This is a genomic window from Sphingomonas zeicaulis (genome assembly GCF_050433225.1).
GTDB lineage: Bacteria > Pseudomonadota > Alphaproteobacteria > Sphingomonadales > Sphingomonadaceae > Sphingomonas_D > Sphingomonas_D zeicaulis.
This window is the reverse complement of the sequence record NZ_JBNPXQ010000010.1, coordinates 106,978-128,934: the sequence shown is the minus strand read 5'-3', so window position 1 is coordinate 128,934 and position 21,957 is coordinate 106,978. Positions and strand designations below refer to the sequence as shown.

At 57.5% G+C, this 21,957-nt stretch carries 6 protein-coding genes and 1 pseudogene; 1 reads left to right on the top strand and 6 read right to left on the bottom strand.

Annotation, left to right across the window (positions count from 1 at the left end; genetic code table 11):
- Positions 1-659: 659 nt before the first annotated feature.
- The 4 genes and pseudogenes from FHS96_RS25525 to FHS96_RS25510 form a co-directional block, all read right to left on the bottom strand.
- The gene (locus FHS96_RS25525) at positions 660-1,004 is read right to left on the bottom strand and encodes a DUF2958 domain-containing protein (RefSeq protein ID WP_429598569.1); all 345 of its coding nucleotides are present in this window, start codon (positions 1,002-1,004) and stop codon (positions 660-662) included.
- Positions 1,001-1,967: pseudogene (locus FHS96_RS25520) on the bottom strand (ArdC family protein). The gene FHS96_RS25525 and the pseudogene FHS96_RS25520 overlap by 4 nt, the downstream one beginning before the upstream one ends.
- Positions 1,968-2,747: 780 nt before the next feature.
- Complete coding sequence (locus tag FHS96_RS25515) at positions 2,748-3,266, bottom strand: toxin-activating lysine-acyltransferase (protein ID WP_429598567.1); 519 nt, start codon at positions 3,264-3,266, stop codon at positions 2,748-2,750.
- A gap of 96 nt (positions 3,267-3,362) precedes the next feature.
- Positions 3,363-16,943, bottom strand: coding sequence for a cadherin domain-containing protein (locus tag FHS96_RS25510; RefSeq protein WP_429598565.1), 13,581 nt, complete (start codon positions 16,941-16,943; stop codon positions 3,363-3,365).
- A 278-nt stretch (positions 16,944-17,221) separates the two neighbouring features.
- Between FHS96_RS25510 and FHS96_RS25505 the strand changes: the two genes are divergently transcribed.
- Positions 17,222-17,524, top strand: a complete 303-nt coding sequence (locus FHS96_RS25505; RefSeq protein ID WP_429598563.1) for a hypothetical protein — start codon at positions 17,222-17,224, stop codon at positions 17,522-17,524.
- Between the two features lie 598 nt (positions 17,525-18,122).
- Here the strand turns inward: FHS96_RS25505 and FHS96_RS25500 are convergent.
- Both FHS96_RS25500 and FHS96_RS25495 read right to left on the bottom strand, forming a co-directional pair.
- Positions 18,123-19,580, bottom strand: a complete 1,458-nt coding sequence (locus FHS96_RS25500) for an HlyD family type I secretion periplasmic adaptor subunit (RefSeq protein WP_429598561.1) — start codon at positions 19,578-19,580, stop codon at positions 18,123-18,125.
- The gene (locus tag FHS96_RS25495) at positions 19,577-21,754 is read right to left on the bottom strand and encodes a type I secretion system permease/ATPase (protein WP_429598559.1); all 2,178 of its coding nucleotides are present in this window, start codon (positions 21,752-21,754) and stop codon (positions 19,577-19,579) included. The genes FHS96_RS25500 and FHS96_RS25495 overlap by 4 nt, the downstream gene beginning before the upstream one ends.
- Between the last annotated feature and the right edge of the window lie 203 nt (positions 21,755-21,957).

Sequence of the window (21,957 nt, the reverse complement as noted above, 5' to 3'; positions counted from 1 at the left end):
CGTGGCGCGCCTGATGCGCTCAGTGCATTCGGTGTGTCTCATTTTCCGAGCAAATTTGGACATCGCGCGTTCCTTGCTAACGGGCTGATTTCGGGGCGAATTTCACCTTTCCGAGGAGCTTTTCATAGCCGATCCGGCGCCTGAAAAACACGGGAAAAGGGCGATTTGTAAGCAAATAGCCATAGCTTGGGGTCAAACCGCCATTACCGTCAGGCACTTAGCTGCATCAAACTATGCAAACTCGTTCTGATGGATGTTGCTGCCGCGCGCGAGTTCCATTCCGAGGATCAGAAAGTTGGTCGAAAGCCGCTTCCGGACTGCGCCACCTCTGGATTTATATGCCGGCCGAGGGTTTGCTGAGGGTCGGGATATTGCCGGCAATCGAAGGCTGAAATGGAGCCGCTCTGTTCCGCAACTCGGCTTCCCAAGCTGCACTCCCGATCGCCCTCTTCCCCGCCAACTTTCTTACCCTGCCGGAGATTGCGCCACACCGTTTTGAGGGGACAAAAGGAGCCCCTCGTCAGTGTTCGCGGAGGACATCGTCGCGGGCGGCGCCGTGCGGCGCCCGCCCGATTTTTGGCATGAGCGACCCTGTCTCATCCGGTACCTCCGCCACGCCATTTCGAGTGGGCCCGAAGCACAGTTTCCGCCGCCAGAATTCAACCGTGAAGGCGCGCCAGCTCGGCCCAGCGCGACAGCGGCGGGAGGCTCTGAAAGCCAGTATCGCGCTCAATGCCGAGCCCGAACGGCAGCCTCACGCTGGCGATCTCCCGCGGCGAGATGTAGCCGAGTTCCGGGCAGCCGAAGCCGAGGTCGGCGAGCCCGAAAAGCGTGTCGTCATCGTCGGCCAGCTCACTCGCCAGCCACGTTGCCGCGCCCAGCGGATTGAAGAGTTTGAGCGTTGGCCGTGGATCGGGTTCGGGACGTGCGTTGTCCTCTGCAGAGCGACGAAAACCATGGTTGGCACGGGGCCTATGGCGGATATCAAGGGGGAGAACGATCATACCACTGCCCTCCCCTCTCCCGCCGCCCCTATATGGTGCGCCAGCAGGAGATCGGCCGCCTTGTTGGCAACGCTCGCGGCACGAAAGTTTCCCCGGTTGTCCTCGCGCAGCAGGTCCAGCCAGCAGGCGAGATAGTCGGTGTGGCGGACAGTCGGAACGATGCCGAGCGCGGCACATAGGAAGGCGGAACCCATCTCCGCGACCAGTTCCTCGCGGGCATATAGCTTGCTGCCGAACCCGCCCGAAAAGTCACGAGCAAGGCGCGACGCGTGGCCCGTCCAATGAGTGAGTTCGTGCAGGCAGGTCCGATAATAGTTGATCTGCTCGAAGAAGGCCGGCTGCGGCGGCACCTGCACGAAATCGGCCGAAGGAACATAGAATGCCTTGTCACCGCCGACCCGGAAATCCGCACCCGAAGCCGCGATCAGCGCCTCCGCAACCGGTACGATCTCACGCTCGGGAAGCGGGGCCGGATCCGCTGCCAGTTCCGGGCGCAAGCCATCGCACTGCGCGACATTGAAGACGGTGAAGCGCTTGAGAAACGGTACCGCCCGCGCCTCCCCATCCTCGCGGGTGGCGGGTGGCGCCTTCCGCCTCGCTCTTCGGAATGAAGCGATCGGCATAGAAGACGATGACACCGCGCTCGCCCTTGCGAACGGCCCCCCCTGCTTCCAGCGCCTGCCGAAAGGTGAGCCAGCCTTGCGAGGGATGGCCCTGCTCGATCGCGGCACCCCACAGCAGCAGCACGTTGACACCACTGTAGCAGCGGCCGGTATGTGCGTTGCGCGGCAGACCGTGGGCCGCGGCACCGGCGCTTCCCCAAGGCTGCGCCCAAGGAAAACGCCCTGCCTCAAGCTCGCGTACAATCTTCGCGGTCACCTCGTCATAGAGGCTGATACGAGACGGCTGGGGTTGCGGAACTTTGGCGTGATCGCGGGTGTGACGACGTGATTTCGAACGCATGTCCTGACCTCCTCTCCGCCCTCACCAACAGGCCTTCCCCGGATGCGGGGGTGGGCGGCGAAGAGGGACCGGAAAGGCCCGCCCCAAACGGCGGCCCGCACCCAATGCGTCAGCCGCCGGGGCGCAACTGAGTGGACCAGCCGCAAGGCTTGCGGGCCGCAGTGGCGGGCCTAGGAGGGAGCGACGCCCGCGCTCGCCAGACGGGAAAGGCCACCAGCAAAACGCCGCAGCAACGCCGTGGCTGCGCAACCGGCAGAGCCGGCTCATCCGCCAGCGATCGTCACCTCTGGCCGAGACCCGCCATGGGCTCGGTGCGCAGGCTTGCCGGAGCATAGAGCGCCGCGCCGGAGGCGCGCGGCACCAGATTTGAACCCTGTGAACTGGATCGCTTGGAGTTGAAGTTTTTCGCCGTGATGAGCCGCACACTATCCGAGCGGCAATCGGACCTTCATATCGCCTCCACGCAACGCAGCCTCGGCGCCACGAGTACTTCGTCAAGGCGCTGCGCGGGATCCTGTCCGGCCTAAGCGATCAAAGCCAGAAGCGCGTCAGCGCCTTCATCGCACTCGCGCGACATCGACTTCCTCCATCGGGTCTGTCGCAAGAGCCGCATGAGCGCGGCCCTCAGGTCACGCTTAGCGAGCAATGGCCTGTTACACCGCCTCCTTCGGACTGCGCTGCGCAGGCCGCTGCGCCTATGTGCATGAACCGCCGTCTCCAATCCGCGCTTGCGGAAATCACGGCGTGACGCTCAGAAGGCTCACAGAATCCAGGGGTAAATCACAGTCCTCCTTCAACTGCTTTTTTAAGCCTTTCGCCTGCATCGGCTGAGACTTGCTGAACCATACGCACGCCCGTCGCAGGATTGGTCTGATGGAAGCAGAAAGCCTTCCCTCTCAAGGGTCCCGATATCAAGTCAGCGAACATCAACTCGCGCTGACGGTTCTCAGCAGTCGCAAAGGGCGCGATTAGGTCAACCAGCCAAGTCTGCTGACCCGAGTTCCATTCCTCGAGCGTGAGCCGGTTCTCAGCCTCGATCATACCACTCACGAGTTTCTGTTCAGCAGCAGGGCCGCAGTGGGCCCAGAGGGCCAATCCAATCGGGCGATCACCCTCCCGAAAGAGGTAGAACTGCTCGGTGAGCAGCGCCGGCATCACAAGCCATTCCAGATCGCCAATCGCCAGAGCACGGTGGAGAGGCGACTGCGATAAAAGCCATGTCATTTCGCCGAGAATGTGACTGACTGTCGGACGATGGGACGGGATGGCAGTTGCGGTGTCGGTTTCGGAAATGATCATAACTGGAGCCCTATAACCTTTTAATACATTCGCGTCATTGACCGGAGCAAGCGTTGGCCAGATCGTGGCGAACTTGCCAGTGCTCGCTCCTATCTTTCAGGCAAAATAGTCGTAGCGGGAGAGTTCGGAATCTAACCTTCGTTCGATACCGTCCTCACCACCACGACCACCCAATGCTGCAATTGCCTGCGTCATCAGCGCCAATCGATGATCAGCAGATGCAGCCTGATCGCCGGGGCCATCCGTTACCGGACGCTGCTCGATCGCCGCCTTCAGCGTTGCCAGCAATCGATCATTCCTCGTGCTGGTGGGTGCCGCAGTCCCGGGACGATAGGCGAGAGCGGTGTCGCCAAGCGTTCCGGTCGAGCCATCCGTACGCGTAAAGATGCCGGTAGCCAGCACGGCGTTGGCGCCAACCTTCACCATCTGGTTTACCGCCTGCCCCGCCAGTCCGATGGACGCGATTCCGTGATCGGCCAGCGTCTTCAGTTCACCGTCGTCTGTTACGCCGTTGGAATTGGAATCGAGCCAGACTTTCAGCTCTCCAAACCGCGTGTCTTTCACATCGAGCCTGCCGTCCTTGTTGCCATCCAGCACTGCGAGCGCGTCAAGATCACTCCTTGCATCCGCCTTCTCTGAGAGAAAGCTGAGTTCCGAAGCACCGGTAATCTTCCCGTCGCCGTTACGATCGATAACGAGGAAGCCGTCGCCCTTTCCAGTCCAGCCGGTATCGTCGTTGATACCATCCCCATTCATGTCGAACGCGGCTTTGGCCTTCTTGATCGACTTCAGTTCCAATCCGTCGCCATCCAGATCAAGCGTGATCGGCGCTAGCACGCCAAAGCTTGCATTTTTAAACGACAGAATCGTCGAGGCGCCCACAAGACCGGCTCGCTCGTCAATCGTTCCCTCGGCCTTCTTCGGCGTGACGTAGAGACCGCCGCCCATAGCGGCCAAGCGATATTTGGAAGCCTTGCGATCAAAAGTGCGACTGGCGATGGCTAGCTTGGGCAACGCATCCTGCGATACCCCGGCGGGTGGCGATACGCCGTCAGTGTTCGCCACGGTTCCCGCCGCAGCTCCAGCAGCATTCAGCGGCAAATAGGAAAGCCCCACATCAAGCGCATCAATTGCGCTACCATCTGCTTTGATGAAGCGCGTCCTGTTGTAGATCCGGTTGCCTCCGACGATCTCCACCGCGCCGCCGGCACTTCCAATCAAGTCGATCGCTGACACGCCGAGATCGGCCAAGGCCAACAGCTCGCCAACCTCGGTCGCACCATTGCTGTTGTTGTCGAACCACAGCTTGAAGTTGCCAAAGGCCGCATCCGCACCGCTCAGCCTGCCATCGCCGTTCGAGTCGAAACCCCGCAGGCCTTCCAGATCGGTTTTAGCTCCCAGCTTATCGCCGACGAAGGAGATCTCCCCGATTCCGTCCACCTTCCCGTTGCCGTTACGATCAAGCGCCAGGAAGGCGTCGCCCTGATCGAGCCAGCTGGTCCGATCCGCCACCCCGTCGCCATTCATGTCGAACCGGGTCGTGCTCGCTCCCAAGCTTACGAACTGCGTGTCGTCTCCGTCCCAATTGACAATGATCGGCGGTGCCAAGGCGCCGAGATCGACGTCGCCGTAACCGAGGAGTAGTGAATTCGCGGTCCTTGCTTCGCCATTGACCATGCCGAGCGCGATTTCTCCATAGACCAAGCTCTCACCCGCAGCGGCGTTGAAGCTAGCGAACGGGCCTGGTAGCGTGATCCGCGCGATACCAGCCGCAAGCAAGGTTCGCAGTTCCCCTGCCTGGCTGATGCCGTCCTGGTCGAGATCCTGCCAAACCCGAAAATCGCTAAACCGCGAGTCCGAGACATCAATCACACCATCGCCATTGCTATCGTACATTTGCAGCGGAGAAAGGCTCTCACTATCGCCAAGCGAAAGTTCGCGACCGGATGAGATCGTCCCATCTTCGTTTAGATCGATAGCAAGCATCGCATCGCCGGCACCGACCCAACCCGTCGTCCGCAACGCGCCGTTACCTACCATGTCAAAGGCGACCGCGCTGTGGCGGAGATCGCTCAGCGCCACCCCCCCACCGTCGAGATCAATTCCAATAACGCTCCGATGGTCGCCCAGAATCCGCGTAACGCTTCCGCCCTCCGCAATGTAGCTTAGGAAGACATCTCCAACGCTCCCGGCGGTGCCGTCTGCCCGAATAAACTCAGCATAGCCATGGATCCGATTATCTATCGGACTCCCATTTTGGCTCTGATCCACCAGGGCGACGGTGAGATTAATTGCCGCAATGCCGTGCTCGCTAAGGGCCTTGAGTTCGGCGATCTGGCTAAATCCATCCTGATTGATGTCCCGCCAAACCCTGAATTCACCGAACCTAGCGTCACCGACGTCGAGGAACCCGTTGGCATTGCTGTCGAAGGCGCGAAGCCCTTCCAAATCGGACACCGCGCCAGGAAGCGCGGACGTAAATGAAATCTCGTTCCCACGGTCGATCATGCCGTTGCCATCCAGGTCAAGTGCCAGCAAGCCGTCCTCTGCACTGACCCATCCCGTGACATCGCGGGCCCCGTCCCCGTCCATATCGAACCGAATGCCGTTGTCGACGATGGACGTCAGGCTGATCCCATCGCCGTTCAAATCCAGAACAACGGGAGCGAAGTCCGATATCCACTGAGCGTCTTCAGATCGAACCTCAGCATATCCGCTCAATCCTGCTTGATCATAGGCCCTTATCTGGAAGCTCCACCCCCCTACGCCGATATAATCCGAATCCAATGCCGCATGGAACGAAGCATTGCCATTGGCCGTAAGCAGCACCGGCGGTGAGGTTAGAGCGCCGCTATCTGATACAAAATCCTCAATAGCGTACTGCAAAGGTCCTCCCCAATATCCGGCGTCCTCATCGTAGCCATACACCGAACCACTGTACGTGTATCGGTACGGATAATCAGATCCTGGGAAATTTCTTTTAATGTTTATGACTGATCCGACTGAAATTATCGGCGCTTCATTCACGTTAACCACGTTCACCGCAAAGTTTGCCGCAACGTGATTTCCCGCGCCCTCACGCCCCCCATCCCAAACATTCATCGTCAAGTTGAACGCCTTGGGACTATTAGGATCCTCGTAGTCAAGAGGGCGCTGAAGTGCCAACTGGCCTGTCTGGCTATTCACGAGAAAGTAATCGCTGTAATCTCCCGTCAACTTGTAGAACGCGGCGTTATAGCTGGCGTTGCCGTCAGGATCGGCGGCCGTGACAGGCCGCCAAGACCACATCATCACATTGTCGGGTTGCTCCGCGATAGTCAAAGTAGGATTGTGCAACGTTAACGTGGGCGCTTCGTTCTCATCTTTGATATTAATTTTGACTGCAACGGACCTCGCCCGCGATGTGGCGTCGGAAATTCCGTCAGTCACGATCACGATATGCGTATAATCCGGAGCCGCTTCGAAGTTCACGCCTGACCGCAGGGTGATTGCACCGGTGTCCGCGTTGATCTGAAAGAGACCATCAGCTGAAATGCTCGACGCCTTTATATTTCCACCAAGATCGGCGGAGCTCAGGACAATCCCGCCTGCTGAATTTTGAAAGTAGAACTTCTTCCTACCGTAGCTGGCATTGAGAGTGTCTGGATCGCTCGCAGACACAGTTCCCACGGGACTATTCGCCGAAGACCATTCGGATATCGCACCAAATGTATAGCTAGTCCTGTCAAAAAATGGTTGCTCGTTCACATCGACGACAGGCAGATAGAAAGATTTTGTGACACTGAGTCCGCCATTGTCGGTTGCTCTAACAGTGATAGCATTCCCGGATACCACCGCGGTCTCGAAATTGATTTGCGTTGGATCGGTGGTCAGCACGGATATGACGCCTGAAAGCGCATCAACAGCAAACCTGTTGCCGGGATTGGCAAGAAGTTCATAGATGAAAGTGCCGCCATCAGGGTCTAGCGTCGAAAGGGCAACGCTCTGCGGACTGCCGTAAACCGAGCCCTCCCTGATGGATCCCGACACGCTGATATCGGTAGGCGCCGCATTGACGGCTACTGCGAGCATGGTGGCCGCCGTTTCGGCGATGTTCCCGTTGCTCGTTTCGACAGCTCGGGCCTTGATATTGAGACTGAGGTCGGTGAACCAACTCGGGGGACCAACCAACTCCAGCCCTTCAATATCGCCCCCCTCAACGGTCCAGATCTGACTCGCGGAATTATAGCTGCCTTTGTTGAGCGTTATTCCAACGGGAATGCCACTAATGAGCAGCGTTTGATTCTCAGAGCCGTCCCTATCCGGGAAGCTGACACTCAGGTGGAGTGGGATCGTGTCGCCATCATGGAAAGTGCCTGCGCCTCCAGACCCAGCTGTGGCAGACTCGATGACCGGCATGTCGGCCTTCGCATCGACGGACACATCGAAGGAACGCTCCTCGCTGTAGCGTCCACCGGCATCCGCCGCCCAGACCTTCACATGCGCGGAGCCGAAGAAATTGAGAGTTGGGGTCAGTGTCACGACCCTTTGCCCCTGGGCATTGGGAGCCCCGAAGCTAACGGCCACACGGCTTCCGTCAGTGATCTGCTCACCAGTTGCCGGATCATAGATCTTCACGATCATGGTCAGGCTGTTGGGATCAGACGACACCGTCCCGTCATGTGTGTCGGTGACCGTTACGGTAAACTGCGTAGTGGCATCCTCAGCTAAAGAAATGTCAGCAATCTCCGAGAGAACAGGCGCAGGGTTCTCGCCCCAATAGCTGTTCCAGGCCTCCCGGTAGCCAACATCCGTCATCAGCAGATCATGACCGGCCCTGTCCGAGGGCTTGGTCTCGTCCGCCATAAGGTTAACCAGCCCTTCAGCGTTGATGACGCGGCTCACACCCGCTTCGATAAAATCAATTTTGTAATTTGTTTGCTCACTAAGCGTAGAATTAACATACCAATCCTTGATTCGCGTGGACGTGGATGTGCCGATAACTGAAATCAGCAGGTCATTGCCGCTTTTTTGAAACCAAAGTTCAGAGTCCGCGATCGTGTCTTGGAAGCCGAGAACGTCATTGTCGGCGACATTTGTATGGTAGTTATTGATGGTGTCTGCGCCGGAGCTTCGGGTAATCACGTAGGTATCGTTTCCGGATCCCCCCGTCATGATGTCATTGCCGGCTCCGCCAATCAGGATATCATTCCCGTCGCCACCCTGAAGGATGTCATTGCCGGCCCCTCCATCAATCTGATCATCGCCAGCGTTGCCGTGGAGCTCGTCGTTGCCCTCGATCCCGTAAAGGTGATTGTTGCCGGAATCACCGCGCAGAACATCCGCAAACCTGGTGCCCCTCACACCTTCAATACCGCTAAAGCTGTCGCCTGCCGCGGTAGCGGTGTTGGTCGCCATGTTGCCGAGATCGACTGTCACACCTTCTGCGGCAACGCTGGAAGATGAAATGCGGCTATAGTCCGCCAGATCGAATCCGGCACCACCATTCAACTGGTCAGCGCCTGCGCCTCCAGAAAGCGTGTCGTCGCCGTCGCCTCCACTTAAGACATCGTCTCCGGCCTCTCCATAGATCGTGTCATTGCCAGCGTCGCCGGCGACGCTGTCGTTCCCGGCACCGGCATTGACGACATCATTCTCGCTGCCGCCGCTGATCGTATCAAAGCCTCCGCCTCCCAGAAGGGTATCGGCGCCCGATCCGCCAATGATGATATCGTCACCGTCCTCCCCGGAAAGGCGATCATCTCCATTGCCACCATCGAGAAGATCGTTCCCGGCGCGACCCGCAATGATGTCGTTTCCGTCAAAGCCCTTGATGTCATCGGCACCCGCAGCTCCATAGATGGTATCGCTGCCAGACGTTCCCTTTCTCTCATCGACCAGATCCCGGACCGCGATCTGAAGGGTTTTCTCGAACGACAGCCCTGCTCCGTTGCGGTCGGTCGCTCTTACAACCACCTCGAGCATCGGCGTGCGCTCATAATCGATCGGCACGCTGGACTTCAACTTTAGTAAGTTGCCAACGATCTGAAAGCGCCAGTCGGCTGTCGTAAACTTTATCTGCCCAAAATCACTGTCCTCTGGTCGGTCTACATCCAGTGCCGCGAGAGTGCCGATGACAATGCCATTAGGATCCCGAATATTCTCGGAGGGATCCTTGTGATCCTCCGGCACGCCATCCTGCACACCCGCATCGAGGGTCAGGATGATGTCAGTCGGGGCGTCGTTTATCGGCAAAATTCTAACCTTGACCGTCTTATCTGCCTGATTGCCGTTGGCGTCGGTCACGGTCAGCACAAAGCTGTCCTCGCCAAAGACGTTGGCATTTGGCTGGTAAGAGAAGCTTCCAGTCGCAGCGTTCAGCGTGACCACCCCCTTCTCAGGGGCGGTGCGCATGGTGTAACCCGCGATATTGCCGTCGTGATCTATCGCGCCGAACGCCAGCGATGGGGTCGATTCATCCTCGTTGATAGTCAACTCAAGATCCGACACCCTCGGCTTCGCATCGCCGCCTTCCCACCACAATGCCGCTTGGCCACCGGTCACTTCGGACATTCGCGCCGCTGGTGCGTCGATGGCGAGCGCCGACATCTGGTCGACCAACGGCTGGGCATGCGAAAGGTACAGTGCATGAGTAGTGGTTGCGATTGAGCGCATCAACCCCGGCGACGTTGTCGCGTAGTAGTTCTGGATCGTAATCCGACTATTGCCACCGATAACGCCAATCACCAGGTCATTGCTGCCAACCGAACGAGACAGCCAGAGATCTCGATAATCGACCGACGCGTCGAACAGAATCGAGTTCGTGCCAATGGCATCGACTATCGTGTCCGCTCCGCTGTTCAGCGAAAACAAATATGAATCGTTGCCGGAAGCTCCCCGCAAATTATCATTGCCGTTACCTCCGATGGCGACATCGTCACCAGCGCCACCGTCGAGGGTATCGTTGCCATCATTACCAGAAAGTTGATCATTATCAGCGCCGCCGAGCAAATGGTCGTTACCGCTTCCTCCAATCAACTGGTCGTTGCCCGCCTGTCCGTCTGCGGTACCGCCGCCGGCACCGGTGTCGATCAGATCGTTTCCGTTGCCGCCGTAGAGGATATCCGCACCGTCATCGCCGGATATGTTGTCAGCACCGTCACCACCGTACAGCGTATCATTTCCCGCACCACCGATTAGTACGTCATCGCCAGCGTTGCCGTGGAGCGTATCATTACCATCGAGCCCGAACAGTTGGTTATTGGCGGCATCGCCAGTCAGGAGATCGGCACCAACGACCGAGCCGACCACATTCTCGATCGACACAAGGATGTCGCCATCGACCTGGGCGGTTGTAACATTGAGATCGACGTTAACCGCAGCTGCCGACGATGCATACCGGACCGTGTCCGTACCGCCCCCGCCGTCGAGACGGTCCGCTCCCGCACCACCTTCGAGCACATCGTTACCGTCGCCTCCTGTCAGCACATCATCGCCGGCGCCACCGGAGATGATGTCATCCCCGGATAGCCCCCCAAGAGAGTCGCCTGCACCCGTTCCGATCACAAGATCGTCGACTCCGTTGGCGCCACTCACGCCCACTTTCAGCTGAGTGAGATCGCCAGCGAGACCATCGGCGAATTGAAGCGTCTCGATCCGCCTGTTGGTGACCGCCTGGTTCCGCAGCGTTACCGAACTGGCTGCACCGCCCGCGGAGATAATGAGGTCGCTGCCGGCCCAGGCGAATGAAAGGTCGGCAAGGCTTATGCCATGGCCAAGCTCGAGCGTGTCGTCTCCCGCATCGACGGTCGAATCGACACGCAACCGCACGACTTTGGTGCCATCGACGCGCACGCTATCGCCAATCCAGCCATCGGGCGCCCACGCCGTCGGCTGCGGTGGCGTTGCCTGCGGAGTCTCGTACAGGTAAAGATCAGAACTGTAGACAATCTCATTGTCTGAAACGCGTTTGACCTGAAGCTGATACTTATATCGCGTTGCACCTGCGATGGACACGGCGCCGAGGCCGGTCCAGGTTGCGGCATATCCGGTTTTCAACGCTCCATTCGCGACGACCTCTTCGAAGCTATAGTTTCCATCAGTGATGATGTCGTTGCCATTTCCTGCCTCATAGACGTAGGTGTCGTCCCCTTTACCTCCATACAACCGGTCATTCGCGTCCCCAGTTCCGCCCCAGAGCACATTGTCGCCATCATCCCCTCCGAGAGCGTCGTTGCCAGCGCTCCCGCTCAAGCTCTCTATCGCGACATAGGTATCGCCCGCGGCATCCCCGGCGCGGATTGACGCGTCCTGAAGGAAGGCTGCGATCTGAGTGCCTGTAGATGTAACCTGCATCCCGGCAAAGGAAACCGTGTCGTTGCCACTGCCGCCCACGATGACATCGGCTCCGGCACCCCCATCGAGGGTATCATCGCCCTCGCCACCGTAGAGAATGTCTGCATCGGCGCCACCGTTGATAACGTCCTGTCCGGCATTCCCGTTCAGGATATCTGCACCGGCAGCGCCGTTGATCGTGTCATCGCCAGCGCCGCCCGTGATCCAATCCTTCCCATCGTTACCGGAAAGAACGTCGTTGCGGTCACTGCCCTGCACCGACATTCGGATGCTGGTCGTGTTAAGCGTGCCGGTGGCCGCAAACACAAAGCCCTCAATCGGCGCGGTTACCGACGCGCCATAGCTGAACCAGTCCTTCAGTGTCAGTTGATCGAGCATGTTTGCGAATACGAGGTCGGCGCCATTCTCCGAACCGATACCAATAAGCAGGTCATTACCGACCTTCTGCAGCGCCAGATCCTGAATGTTAATTCCGAGGCCGAACTCAAGGATGTCGGAATCACCCATGCCCGAGCTCGCGCTGCCCCCGTCCTTGCCAACGCGTCCAGCAACGTCCGGGATAAGGCGGAAGAGCGTAGCAGCCTTCGTCTGCGTGTTGTAATCATAATTGAAATAGCCGGACCAGTTGGCCCCGTCGAAGATCACTTCACCGTTCTTCGTAACTCGGTTGGTACTCTGGTTCCACACATAGCCGAGCGACGCGTTCCAGCCGCCGCCGCTCGTATGTACAATCTCCCATGTCCCGGCGTAATCGTCGATAATGATGTCACGGCCATCACCGCGAGCAATTTTGAATACGTCATTACCCTGTCCACCAGCCAGGAAATCATTTCCGCGGCCACCGGAAATCAGGTCGTTGCCATCACCCCCGTTAATATCATCATCGCCGCCGTCACCAGATATGACGTCGTCACCACGTCCACCCAGAATGGTGTCGTCGCCCGAGCCCCCGATCAGCGTGTCGCGCTGATCGCCGCCCCCGAGTTTGTCATCTCCAGAACCACCCAGACCGATATCGTCGCCGCCGAACAGCTCGAGATAGTCTCCACCGCTACCGCCTACGGCGAAATCACTCCCATCGGTACCGATGATCGAATCCGGCTCATTCGTGCCGACCGTGAAGGACACGAAATCTCCGATGCGGATGGCCTGCCCATCAGCAAATTCGAGCCACTCGATACGTTTTGTGCTGTCGAACCATCCCGTCAGCGTCAGTCGGTCCGTCGTGAACGCCTCATCGTGAGTAAGTTGAATAATGAGGTCCATCCCGGAGCGGGACAGCGAAAGATGCTCGATCCCGATGCCGGCACCGAACACCACTCGATCATCACCGTTATACGGCGCGCCGTTCTCCGAATAAATACCTTGCGCAGACCAGTCCTGGAGCGACGGGCTACTATCCTTCGCACGCACACTCGCCCACAGAGTATCAACCGGCGATACGGCGTTGCCGGCATCGTCGGCGACGTCCGCCCCGTCCCCTCGCCGGAACAGGTACTGGTCGCCACCAGTGCCACCTCGCAGGATGTCGCCGATCCTGTCCTCACCGAGCGGGTCAACGAAGTCGGCGCCACCTGCAAGGATATCGTCGCCATCGCCGCCGATCAGTGTATCGGCACCGGCGCCGCCTTCCAGCCAGTCAGAGCCTTCGCCGCCGAACAAGTGGTCGTCGCCGTCACCTCCGTGCAGGAAGTTGCCATCTCCGCCAAGTGGAACGATGCCATCCTCGGTCTTGCCGCCAGCATGAATTTCATCATCTCCACCGTCGCCAATCAGCCAATCATCAAGAACGCCTCCATAAATGAGATCGTCTCCCGCGCCGCCAAAAACATTATCACCGTTATTGCTTGCATGAACTATGTCATTGCCGTCCGCGGCATCGACAGTAGCCACCTCATCGATGGTCCTCGCAATACTGTCAGACGTAGAAATGGTGAATGCGCCAGAGACGTTCGGCGCGCTACTGCGGGCGACGCTCAGCAACCCACCGACCGATGCCCCTTCGACGCCGTGAACATAAACATCATCCAGCCATAAATAGGGCCTATAGATATCGTCAACTGGCGCACTGAGAATTCGCTGACGTTGCGAAGCGTCGAAAATCGTCCCTATACCCGATACTACGCGTTCCTCGTTAGATAGATGCTCCGCTCCCGCTTCCACAGTTGCCAGGAGCGCAAACGTTTCGCTCGCCTCAACCGATTGAACAATCTGATTATCATTGTTAATCGGGACTCGTACATAAAATTGCGTCACCGAACCGGTGAACGTCAATGATTGCGCCGAGTTCCATCCGGCGCTAGCCGTAGCCGAAGAGGTTACCTGAATGGAGTTTAGGTAATCATCGCCGATAACTGTTCGAATGTCGTCCAGCTCTAAAGATACCGTGACGCTCTCAAGCGGGCCTAGAGCCTTTGATATCGAGACCCGAAATACAGCATATCCCTCTCCTTCCGCAACGAAGCTGCGGCCTACCGATAATCGGGCCTTCGCGCCGCTTGCCAATATCGTGACTTTTGCTGGTGGTCCGACGACCACCATTTCAGCAGCAGGGGAAAGATATGCCTCGAAGGTTTCGTGGCCCTCATTGGCCAAATTTGCACGTATAGCAATATTCGCGCTTTGCCGGAGCGCCCCGGCGTTGAACGATCGAGCGGCGTTCACCAGGGGGACGAAATCCGTATTTGAAGCCGCGAGGGTAGATCCCCGAACCCCGTCGATAACCAATGCTTGGCTATGGCTAAGATGAGTCCCTCGAAGATCGATGTTGTCTGCGCCTAATCCTCCAATGATAGCCATCTGCGCAAACACATCACTTCCATCCGCGCGCTCAAACGACGGAGCAGATATGAAGCGTTCATACCTACCGGATTCGTCTAATTTTCGAAGGCTAAACTGAATATTAGACGCCGCAACATGAGCATCGCTCAATAGATGTGAATATCCCCCAAACCAGTCGCTTGCATGCCGCTTCATCAGACCTAGTTCGTCACCACGCGCGATCGTAAGCATTGTCTCCAATGCAAACACGCTTTCCGGCTCCGCCGCCAGAAGTGCGTTTACGGCATTTGCATTCTCTAAGTACGATCCAAACGCCTGCGCCGAGACTATATTTCCCGAAAGTACTTCCGAATCAAAGGCAACCCCACCGAGATTCACTTCGTCAATATAACGGTAAATTGCCCTCTTAACAACGATGTCGCCGCCTAGGATTTTAAACTGACCACCGGTTAAAGTTCGTGCAACGCCATAGTCGATCAACTTCTCAGCTGCGCCAGCATCGTTTGCAGAAACTCGAAACGTGATAGCACTCTTATCTCGACTGCTGACTGGTCGATAGACGAACTCGGACTTTCGCATGCCAAAATTACCGACAAAGAGATCGTCATCTACGTGCAACGCACCACCTGAAATCTTAATATAATTGTCCAAGATCGCCGCGGCTCCGGAGGCAAGGCTCACTGCCGCCGACTTCGACCCGCCCTTTCTCGAATACGCATTCGATACGGAAAAAGATCGACTTGCCTGGTCCCACGAGACGTCTGCTCCAGACCGAGGCGTGCCGCCGAACAATGAGCCAACGAGCCCGCCAACGAGAAATCCGACGAAGGCACCAACTGCGGCACCCACAGGACCGGCGAGCAGCGTCCCCGCCTTCGCTAACTCCGTCGCCGCGATAGCACCTAATGCAGCGCCTACCGAAGCGCCGATCTGCCCCCCAATATTCCCCGGGCTCCAAATCAGCGACGCCAGCTTCGCTCCTATAAAGGAACCCACGGCAGAACCAAGTGCGCCGCCCACGTTGCTAAATACATGGACACTTGAGGAGGTTCCCGTGGCGATGGACGTGAGATTCTGCGCAATTTGCCCGACAACAGCGCCGCCAGCCGAATTCAGCACCTCCGCCGCCAAGCCGTCGATACCGACAACATTGACAATTTCAGCAGTAAGATAACTAGAAAGCGCGCCGATTCCAGCAGATTGCAGGTCAGCAATGAACTCGCTTCCAAAGTCAGCAAAGGCTTCTTTTACCGAGTGACCCAAGCCATTGGCCGTTCCGTTGGACGTGAAAAGCACGCCATCTAGGATATCGCCGAAATTACTGCCTATAGTTTTAAGAGCTGCAGACGCTACAATGCCGGCAAGCGCGTTATCACCGGCAATTCTATATCCAAGCTGCTGTCCCAGCAATCCTCCAGCATCCGAAAATTCGATACCAACGGGATTTCCTGGGATGATGATATCACTGCGAATAACCCGGTTGGTACCGGAAGCAAAGGTTTTCCTTACCGTCAAACCACCGTTGCCCTCTTCCCTGCCAATAAGAAAAGGTATACCATCTACTTTTACAATTGAGCCATCGGCGTTTCGCGCATAAATATTTAAAATTCTCGACGTCTCAATCCATGCCCCCTGCATGTCGACGTACCCGTATGACGTCCCGATCGGGTTCCCCAACGGATCATTTATAGTTCGCTCACGCGTCGGGGCGATTCCGATACGGGGTACGCTAACGTTCATCAGAACAGGAAATGGAAATGCAGGTACAATGTTAGCCCGGTTAACCTCATCTCGAAGTTGCTTTGAGCTTGGCAGTCCAATGAAGTTCAGGTATTCATCTACGGCTTGTATCGAGGAGTTGCTTGCAATCGCCAGAAGCATCCGCTCTCCGGTCATCACTCCCATCCATTCGGCGGCGAGATGCTCCCCTTCTGTTTCGCCCAAAAAACCCAATTTCAGTGCGTATGCCATCGATGTGGCTACACTCAATGTAGTCAGACCCGGACCGTCGGCAAACGTGCTCACAAGGTACGCATAATAGCTCTCGTTTTGGGTACCCATGCGATTAAATACTGTCAGTCCATTCGCAACCTGCGGAATGAAGCTGCGAGCTCTTAGCATCTCTCTCCACACCGCGGCCGAAGCTGCGTCTGACCCAGCGCTTACCAGCGGCAAATGAGCGGTCCAAGCTGTTTCAGGCAGACCATAATTACCGAATACGGCAGAATGATAACTGTTATAAGCGTCCCATTTCATGTCATCTGACGAATTTAGCGGAAGCGATTTCCTCGCCGCCCAATCGGCTTTCATAAGATCAACGCTGACTTGAAGCCATTGTTGATCCGATAGGTGCACGCCCTTACTTTCCCCAATTCCGCGCGCGAAGCTGTTCGCCACAGCACCATTGATCCCGTAGTTGATTGCGACATCGCGGGCCAGCTCGCCATACTCATAACCATACTCGGCCAGCTGGTTATAGTACCGCTCTCGCGCATTCGCGTCACCGGAATTGACTATCGCCTCCAAAACGGCACGTCTTTCATTGTTCAACGGCTGACCCATATATCCCCCAATTAACGGCGCGCTTCGGCAACATAGGCGCTCATTTGAGCGCGAATGATTGCCAAACTCGGAAGGCACTGCTTATCAAAGTAAACTGTTATGTGAACATCTTGCTCAAACATATCGTACTTGCATGAGGGGTGCGGGACCCGGAGGTCGCTGCCGCATTCAAGAAGGGCAGATTGATCGTTATATACCGGATCTTTGTTCATGCACATTATACTAGGATCTGAGCTATACTTGTCATTCAAAGTAGTACACCGAAGAGACGGGTCAATATGACGCATGACATCCGCATCGCGCTGACGGCCATGTTGATCGCTGATATAGTTTTTGCGAACGATCCAGTAGTACTGCTCAACGCCATTTCTCGCCCCACTTTCGTGCGTAAACTGCTCAGCGGAGGCACGCGCAAGAATAGTCGGAGGAAAGCCCGCACGCCTATTGCCGCTGTTAAAGCCAGCATCACAATCGATAAGGCGCGGGTCGGTATTTGGGACACGGATACTTACGCCATGTGGCTGAACGTCCGCGTCAAAAGCCCTGACATGGCTACGCTTGAAGCAATATGTTGTGCCTGATATGCTGATACATATCCGATCTGGATCGGCTGATGGATCGGACTCAGATCTAGAGTTGGCCGAATCTGGTACCTTTGAGCAAGAAACGACGCAGCAGACGCCTATTCCAACTATCAGGCGAGAGATCAGACGACGTTTTTTGGTTATCATCGGCCTGAAGCCCCCACCTCTGATATAGTTCTTGAGCAAGCGTTCGGACTTTTTCGCAAAGCGAGATATTTCGTCCTCGCCACTGTCAGGCCGGGCATAACCGAGTCTTGTCGGAAGCTTGAGCTTGCTGGTTGCGAAGACCCGCTTTTATGCGGCCTAGCAGTCCAAATTGTTTGCGTGCTAGTCGACGCCGCTTGTTTGTACAGCGAGAGCGCTGAGTGCCGATTGCATTTGACGCGGCGCCCCGTTTCAAATTCGGCGCCCAAGTAGAGTTGCGAGAGTTTATCTCCCGCTTGAGCCGCCCGCGCCATACTGCGCAGCTCGAAATCGAGGTCCTTCTTATCCAGTTGAATTCCGTAGTATGAGTTCGGCACCGCACAGGAAGGTGCCAGGAGCACGAGATGCAATATTAGCATAGGATTCGCACAGCGCTTGGTAGAGGTGCCCTTCATCGCTCTCTCCCTGCTTCATCGACTGCTTGTGCTATGGGACTTAGGAGGTATTGAATTATACGGCGCTCGCTGGTCTTGATCTCTGCCTGCACTGCCAATCCCGGGCCGAGCAGCCGATCTTTTCCATCAATCCGGATAACGTGCCTCCGCAATTTGATGCGCGCCGCATATTTCGGTCCAGCATTAGGCCGCTGCGCACTTGGCGATTCGAGGCGCGATGCATCCGGGCCGGAGCCCTCGACTGCGTCGCGACTAATTGACTCGACTACCCCTTCGATCGTGCCATAATCAGTGAAATTGAATGCCTCGACCTTTAGACGGACCGGTTGGCCTTCGCGCACAAATCCTATATCTTTATTCAGAATCTGTGCCTCCACGTCGACGGTGGCATCGTCCGGAACGATTACCATCAGTGGTTGCGCGGGCTGGACAACGCCTCCAATTGTCGCAATTGAGAGCTGCTGGATCGTCCCGCTGACAGGCGCTCGAAGCATCTGGAATTGTCGGCGCCGTGCCGACTTACGAAGGTCTTCGGCTGCTAGATTTGATTTATCGATCGCGTCCGTCAGTTCATTGACAGCCGCCTTGGCGAAGCTTTGGCGCAATCTTGCTAGCTCTGCATCGAGGGCTCCTCCCGCAGCCTTGGCTTTCTCGGCGGCTGCCGCGTGAACATCGATGTTACGCATGTGCTCAACGAGTAACTGCTCGTATTCCAGCAATCGTATTTTTGAGAAATAGCCCCGATCGCTCAACTCCTTTCGAGCGGCAAGTTGGCGTTCGACATAAGGCAGCGTTTGCCTTAGCTTTGCCATCTCGGCTTCTGCAGAGGCCAGTTCCGCAGCGCGCTCCGCTCGCTGCTGGATAAGGCTTGCCCGCTGCGCCTCATATTCGCCGATGTGCGCATTCACAAACTGAATTTGCGAGCGCTGTACGTCTTGAGGCGTTCCTGGCGGCGCTGTGAAGAGGGCGGGGCGGCCGGCGAAGTAACTGAGCAACGCGTCGTTTCGTGCCCTTGCGATTTCTGCTGAAAGGCGGCTCTGCGCGGCTTGCGCCTCGTCGGCGCCCGCTATCGTTGGATCCAGCTCGATCAGCAACTGACCTGCTACGACATGCTGCCCGTTCTTCACGTGAATTGCGCGGACCGAACCGATTTCGATCGGCTGGATTAGCTTCACGTTACCGGATGGGACGATCTTGCCCAGCGCCACGGCAACGACATCGACCTTGCCGACGATGGACCACGCCAAAGCAACGGTGAAAAGGCCACAGAGCCCAAGCAGCAGAATACGTACCGCGGGACTCGGGGGCTTTTCCATGATCTCCAGCGCAGCCGGAAGGAACTCATGATCGCTGCGAGGCTTTGCGACGGCATCGGCCGCGTTTTGCAATCGCCATGCCTCGCGCAGTATCCTCCAGTGACGCGACAAGGCCGGTAGTCGCTCGTCGAGTGTCATGCCGCTGCCCCCATCTGGGAGGTGTATAGCTGCGCGTACCGTCCGCCCTTCCGCAAAAGCGCTTCATGAGTGCCTTCCTCCGTGATCGCGCCGGCCTCCACTGTGACGATCCGGTGGCATTGCCGGACGGCCGACAACCGGTGTGCGATCACAATCACCGTGCGCCCATGGGCGATCCGGCGCAAGTTCGCCTGGATGACCGCCTCGCTCTCAGCATCGAGAGCCGAAGTCGCCTCATCGAGGATCAGGATTCGTGGATCGCCGATAAGAGCGCGCGCGATCGCCATGCGCTGGCGCTGCCCACCCGACAGATTGTTTCCCCTCTCATCGATGATCGTGTCATATCCGTGGGCCAGTTCGAGGATGAACTGGTGCGCACCGGCCATCTCGGCCGCCGCGATCACTCTTTCCATCGGCATCGTCGGATCGCTCAGTGCGATATTCTCCCGAACTGTCCGGTTGAAGAGGATATTTTCCTGCAGCACGACACCGATTTGCCTTCTGAGCCAGGCCGGATCGACGAGGGCAAGGTCGGCGCCATCCACTAGGACCCGCCCTTGCTCGGGAACGTACAGCCGTTGCACGAGCTTGGTGAGCGTGGATTTGCCCGAGCCGGATGGGCCTACAATTCCCAGCATCTCTCCCGGCGCGATCGTGATCGAAACCCCGCGCAATGCCTCGGGGGCATCGGGGCGGTAGCGGAAGCGAACGCGATCGAAGGTCACGGCCCCCGCGATCGGCGGAAGACTGGCACGATTAGGATTATGCTCCGGCTCCGCCGGCGCGTTCAGCACATCGCCTAATCTATCGATCGAAATGCGAACTTGCTGAAAATCTTGCCAGAGCTGCGAGAGGCGAAGGATCGGAGCTGCCACCCTGCCGCTCAACATGTTGAACGCCACGAGCGCGCCAACGGTCATATCTCCTGCGATCACCGCCTTGGCCCCGAAATAGAGAATGAAGACCGTTGTCAGCTTCGAAACCAGCTGGATCAGGTGGCTGCCCCAGTTGGCGAGCTGCGTGACGCCGAAGCCCGTGCTGGTATAGCCGGCGAACTGCTTCTCCCACCGATCGCGCATCTGCGGCTCGACCCCCATGGCTTTCAACGTGCCGATCCCGGTCACGGTCTCCACGAGGAATGCCTGGTTCTCCGCCCCTCGACGGAATTTCTCGTCGAGCCGGGCGCGAAGCCCTGGCGTGATTAGTGCCGAGATCGCTGCATAAATCGGCACCGAGAGTGCAACGATGAGCGTCAGGATTGGCGAGTAGAGATACATCATGGCGAAAAAGACGATGGTGAAGAAGAGGTCGATCACCACCGTGACCGCGTTCGACGTCAGGAATTCACGGATTCGCTCAAGTTCGCGAACACGTGCGACGCTGTCGCCAACTCTCCGCGACTCGAAGTACGAGAGTGGCAGGTTGAGCAGGTGACGGAACAGCCGTGCGGACAGCTCGGCATCGACGCGATTTGTCGAGTGCGCGAAAAGCCAGTTGCGCAGACCGGAAAGGGCCGTCTCCCATGTCAAAACGACCGCAAGACCGATCGCCAGTACATCCAGTGTCGACAGGGACTGATGAACCAGCACCTTGTCAATCACGAGCTGGAAGAAAAGCGGGGACACGAGCCCCATTAGCTGCAGGAAGAACGACGCGAGTACGACATCGCGCAGTGGTCTGCGGTACTTGACGAGGGCGGGAATGAACCAGCTGATGTCAAAAGGGCGCGCTGCACCTGCCATTCGTTCGCGCGACGTAAGGAGCAGTACGTTTCCTGCAAAGCGATCGCTAAATTCCGCAATCTCCCAGAGCTCAGGCCGCTCGGCCAATCCGCGCTGCACAAGGACACGGCTGCCGCCGTCACCATCTTCAATTTTCAGTAGTATCGCCGCGTCACCGTCGATGAGCGGTGCGATCACCGGCAGCGGCAGCTTCCTCAACACCTTGATATCCGCGCGTCGTATACGAGCGATCAAGCCAAGCGCTTTGGCCGCTCGGGCCAGATCTGGCAACGACCAAGCCGCTTCGCCCCGGCCCCGGGCATGGATAATCTGCTCTGATTCGGCGGGCACGCCAAGGAACTTGGCGAGCAATACAAAGCTCGCGAGTGCTGAATCTAAGCCATTTCCGGACGCACGGGCGCTGCCCGGCGCTTCAAGAGCACCAACCACCATTACTCGGAGAGACCCCCGTCCCCACTCAAACAGATATCGCGCATAGATCAAGCCCGTGCCGGCTGAAACGGCTTATCGCGCAAAATGCGACGAAGGGATGGAATATCATCCGATTTGGACGAAATAGGACTGGAAGCCAGCGGCTTGGCCGCTTCCGTAGCTGGCAACTTCGGTGCCCACCGATAGCGGTCGCAACCCTCATT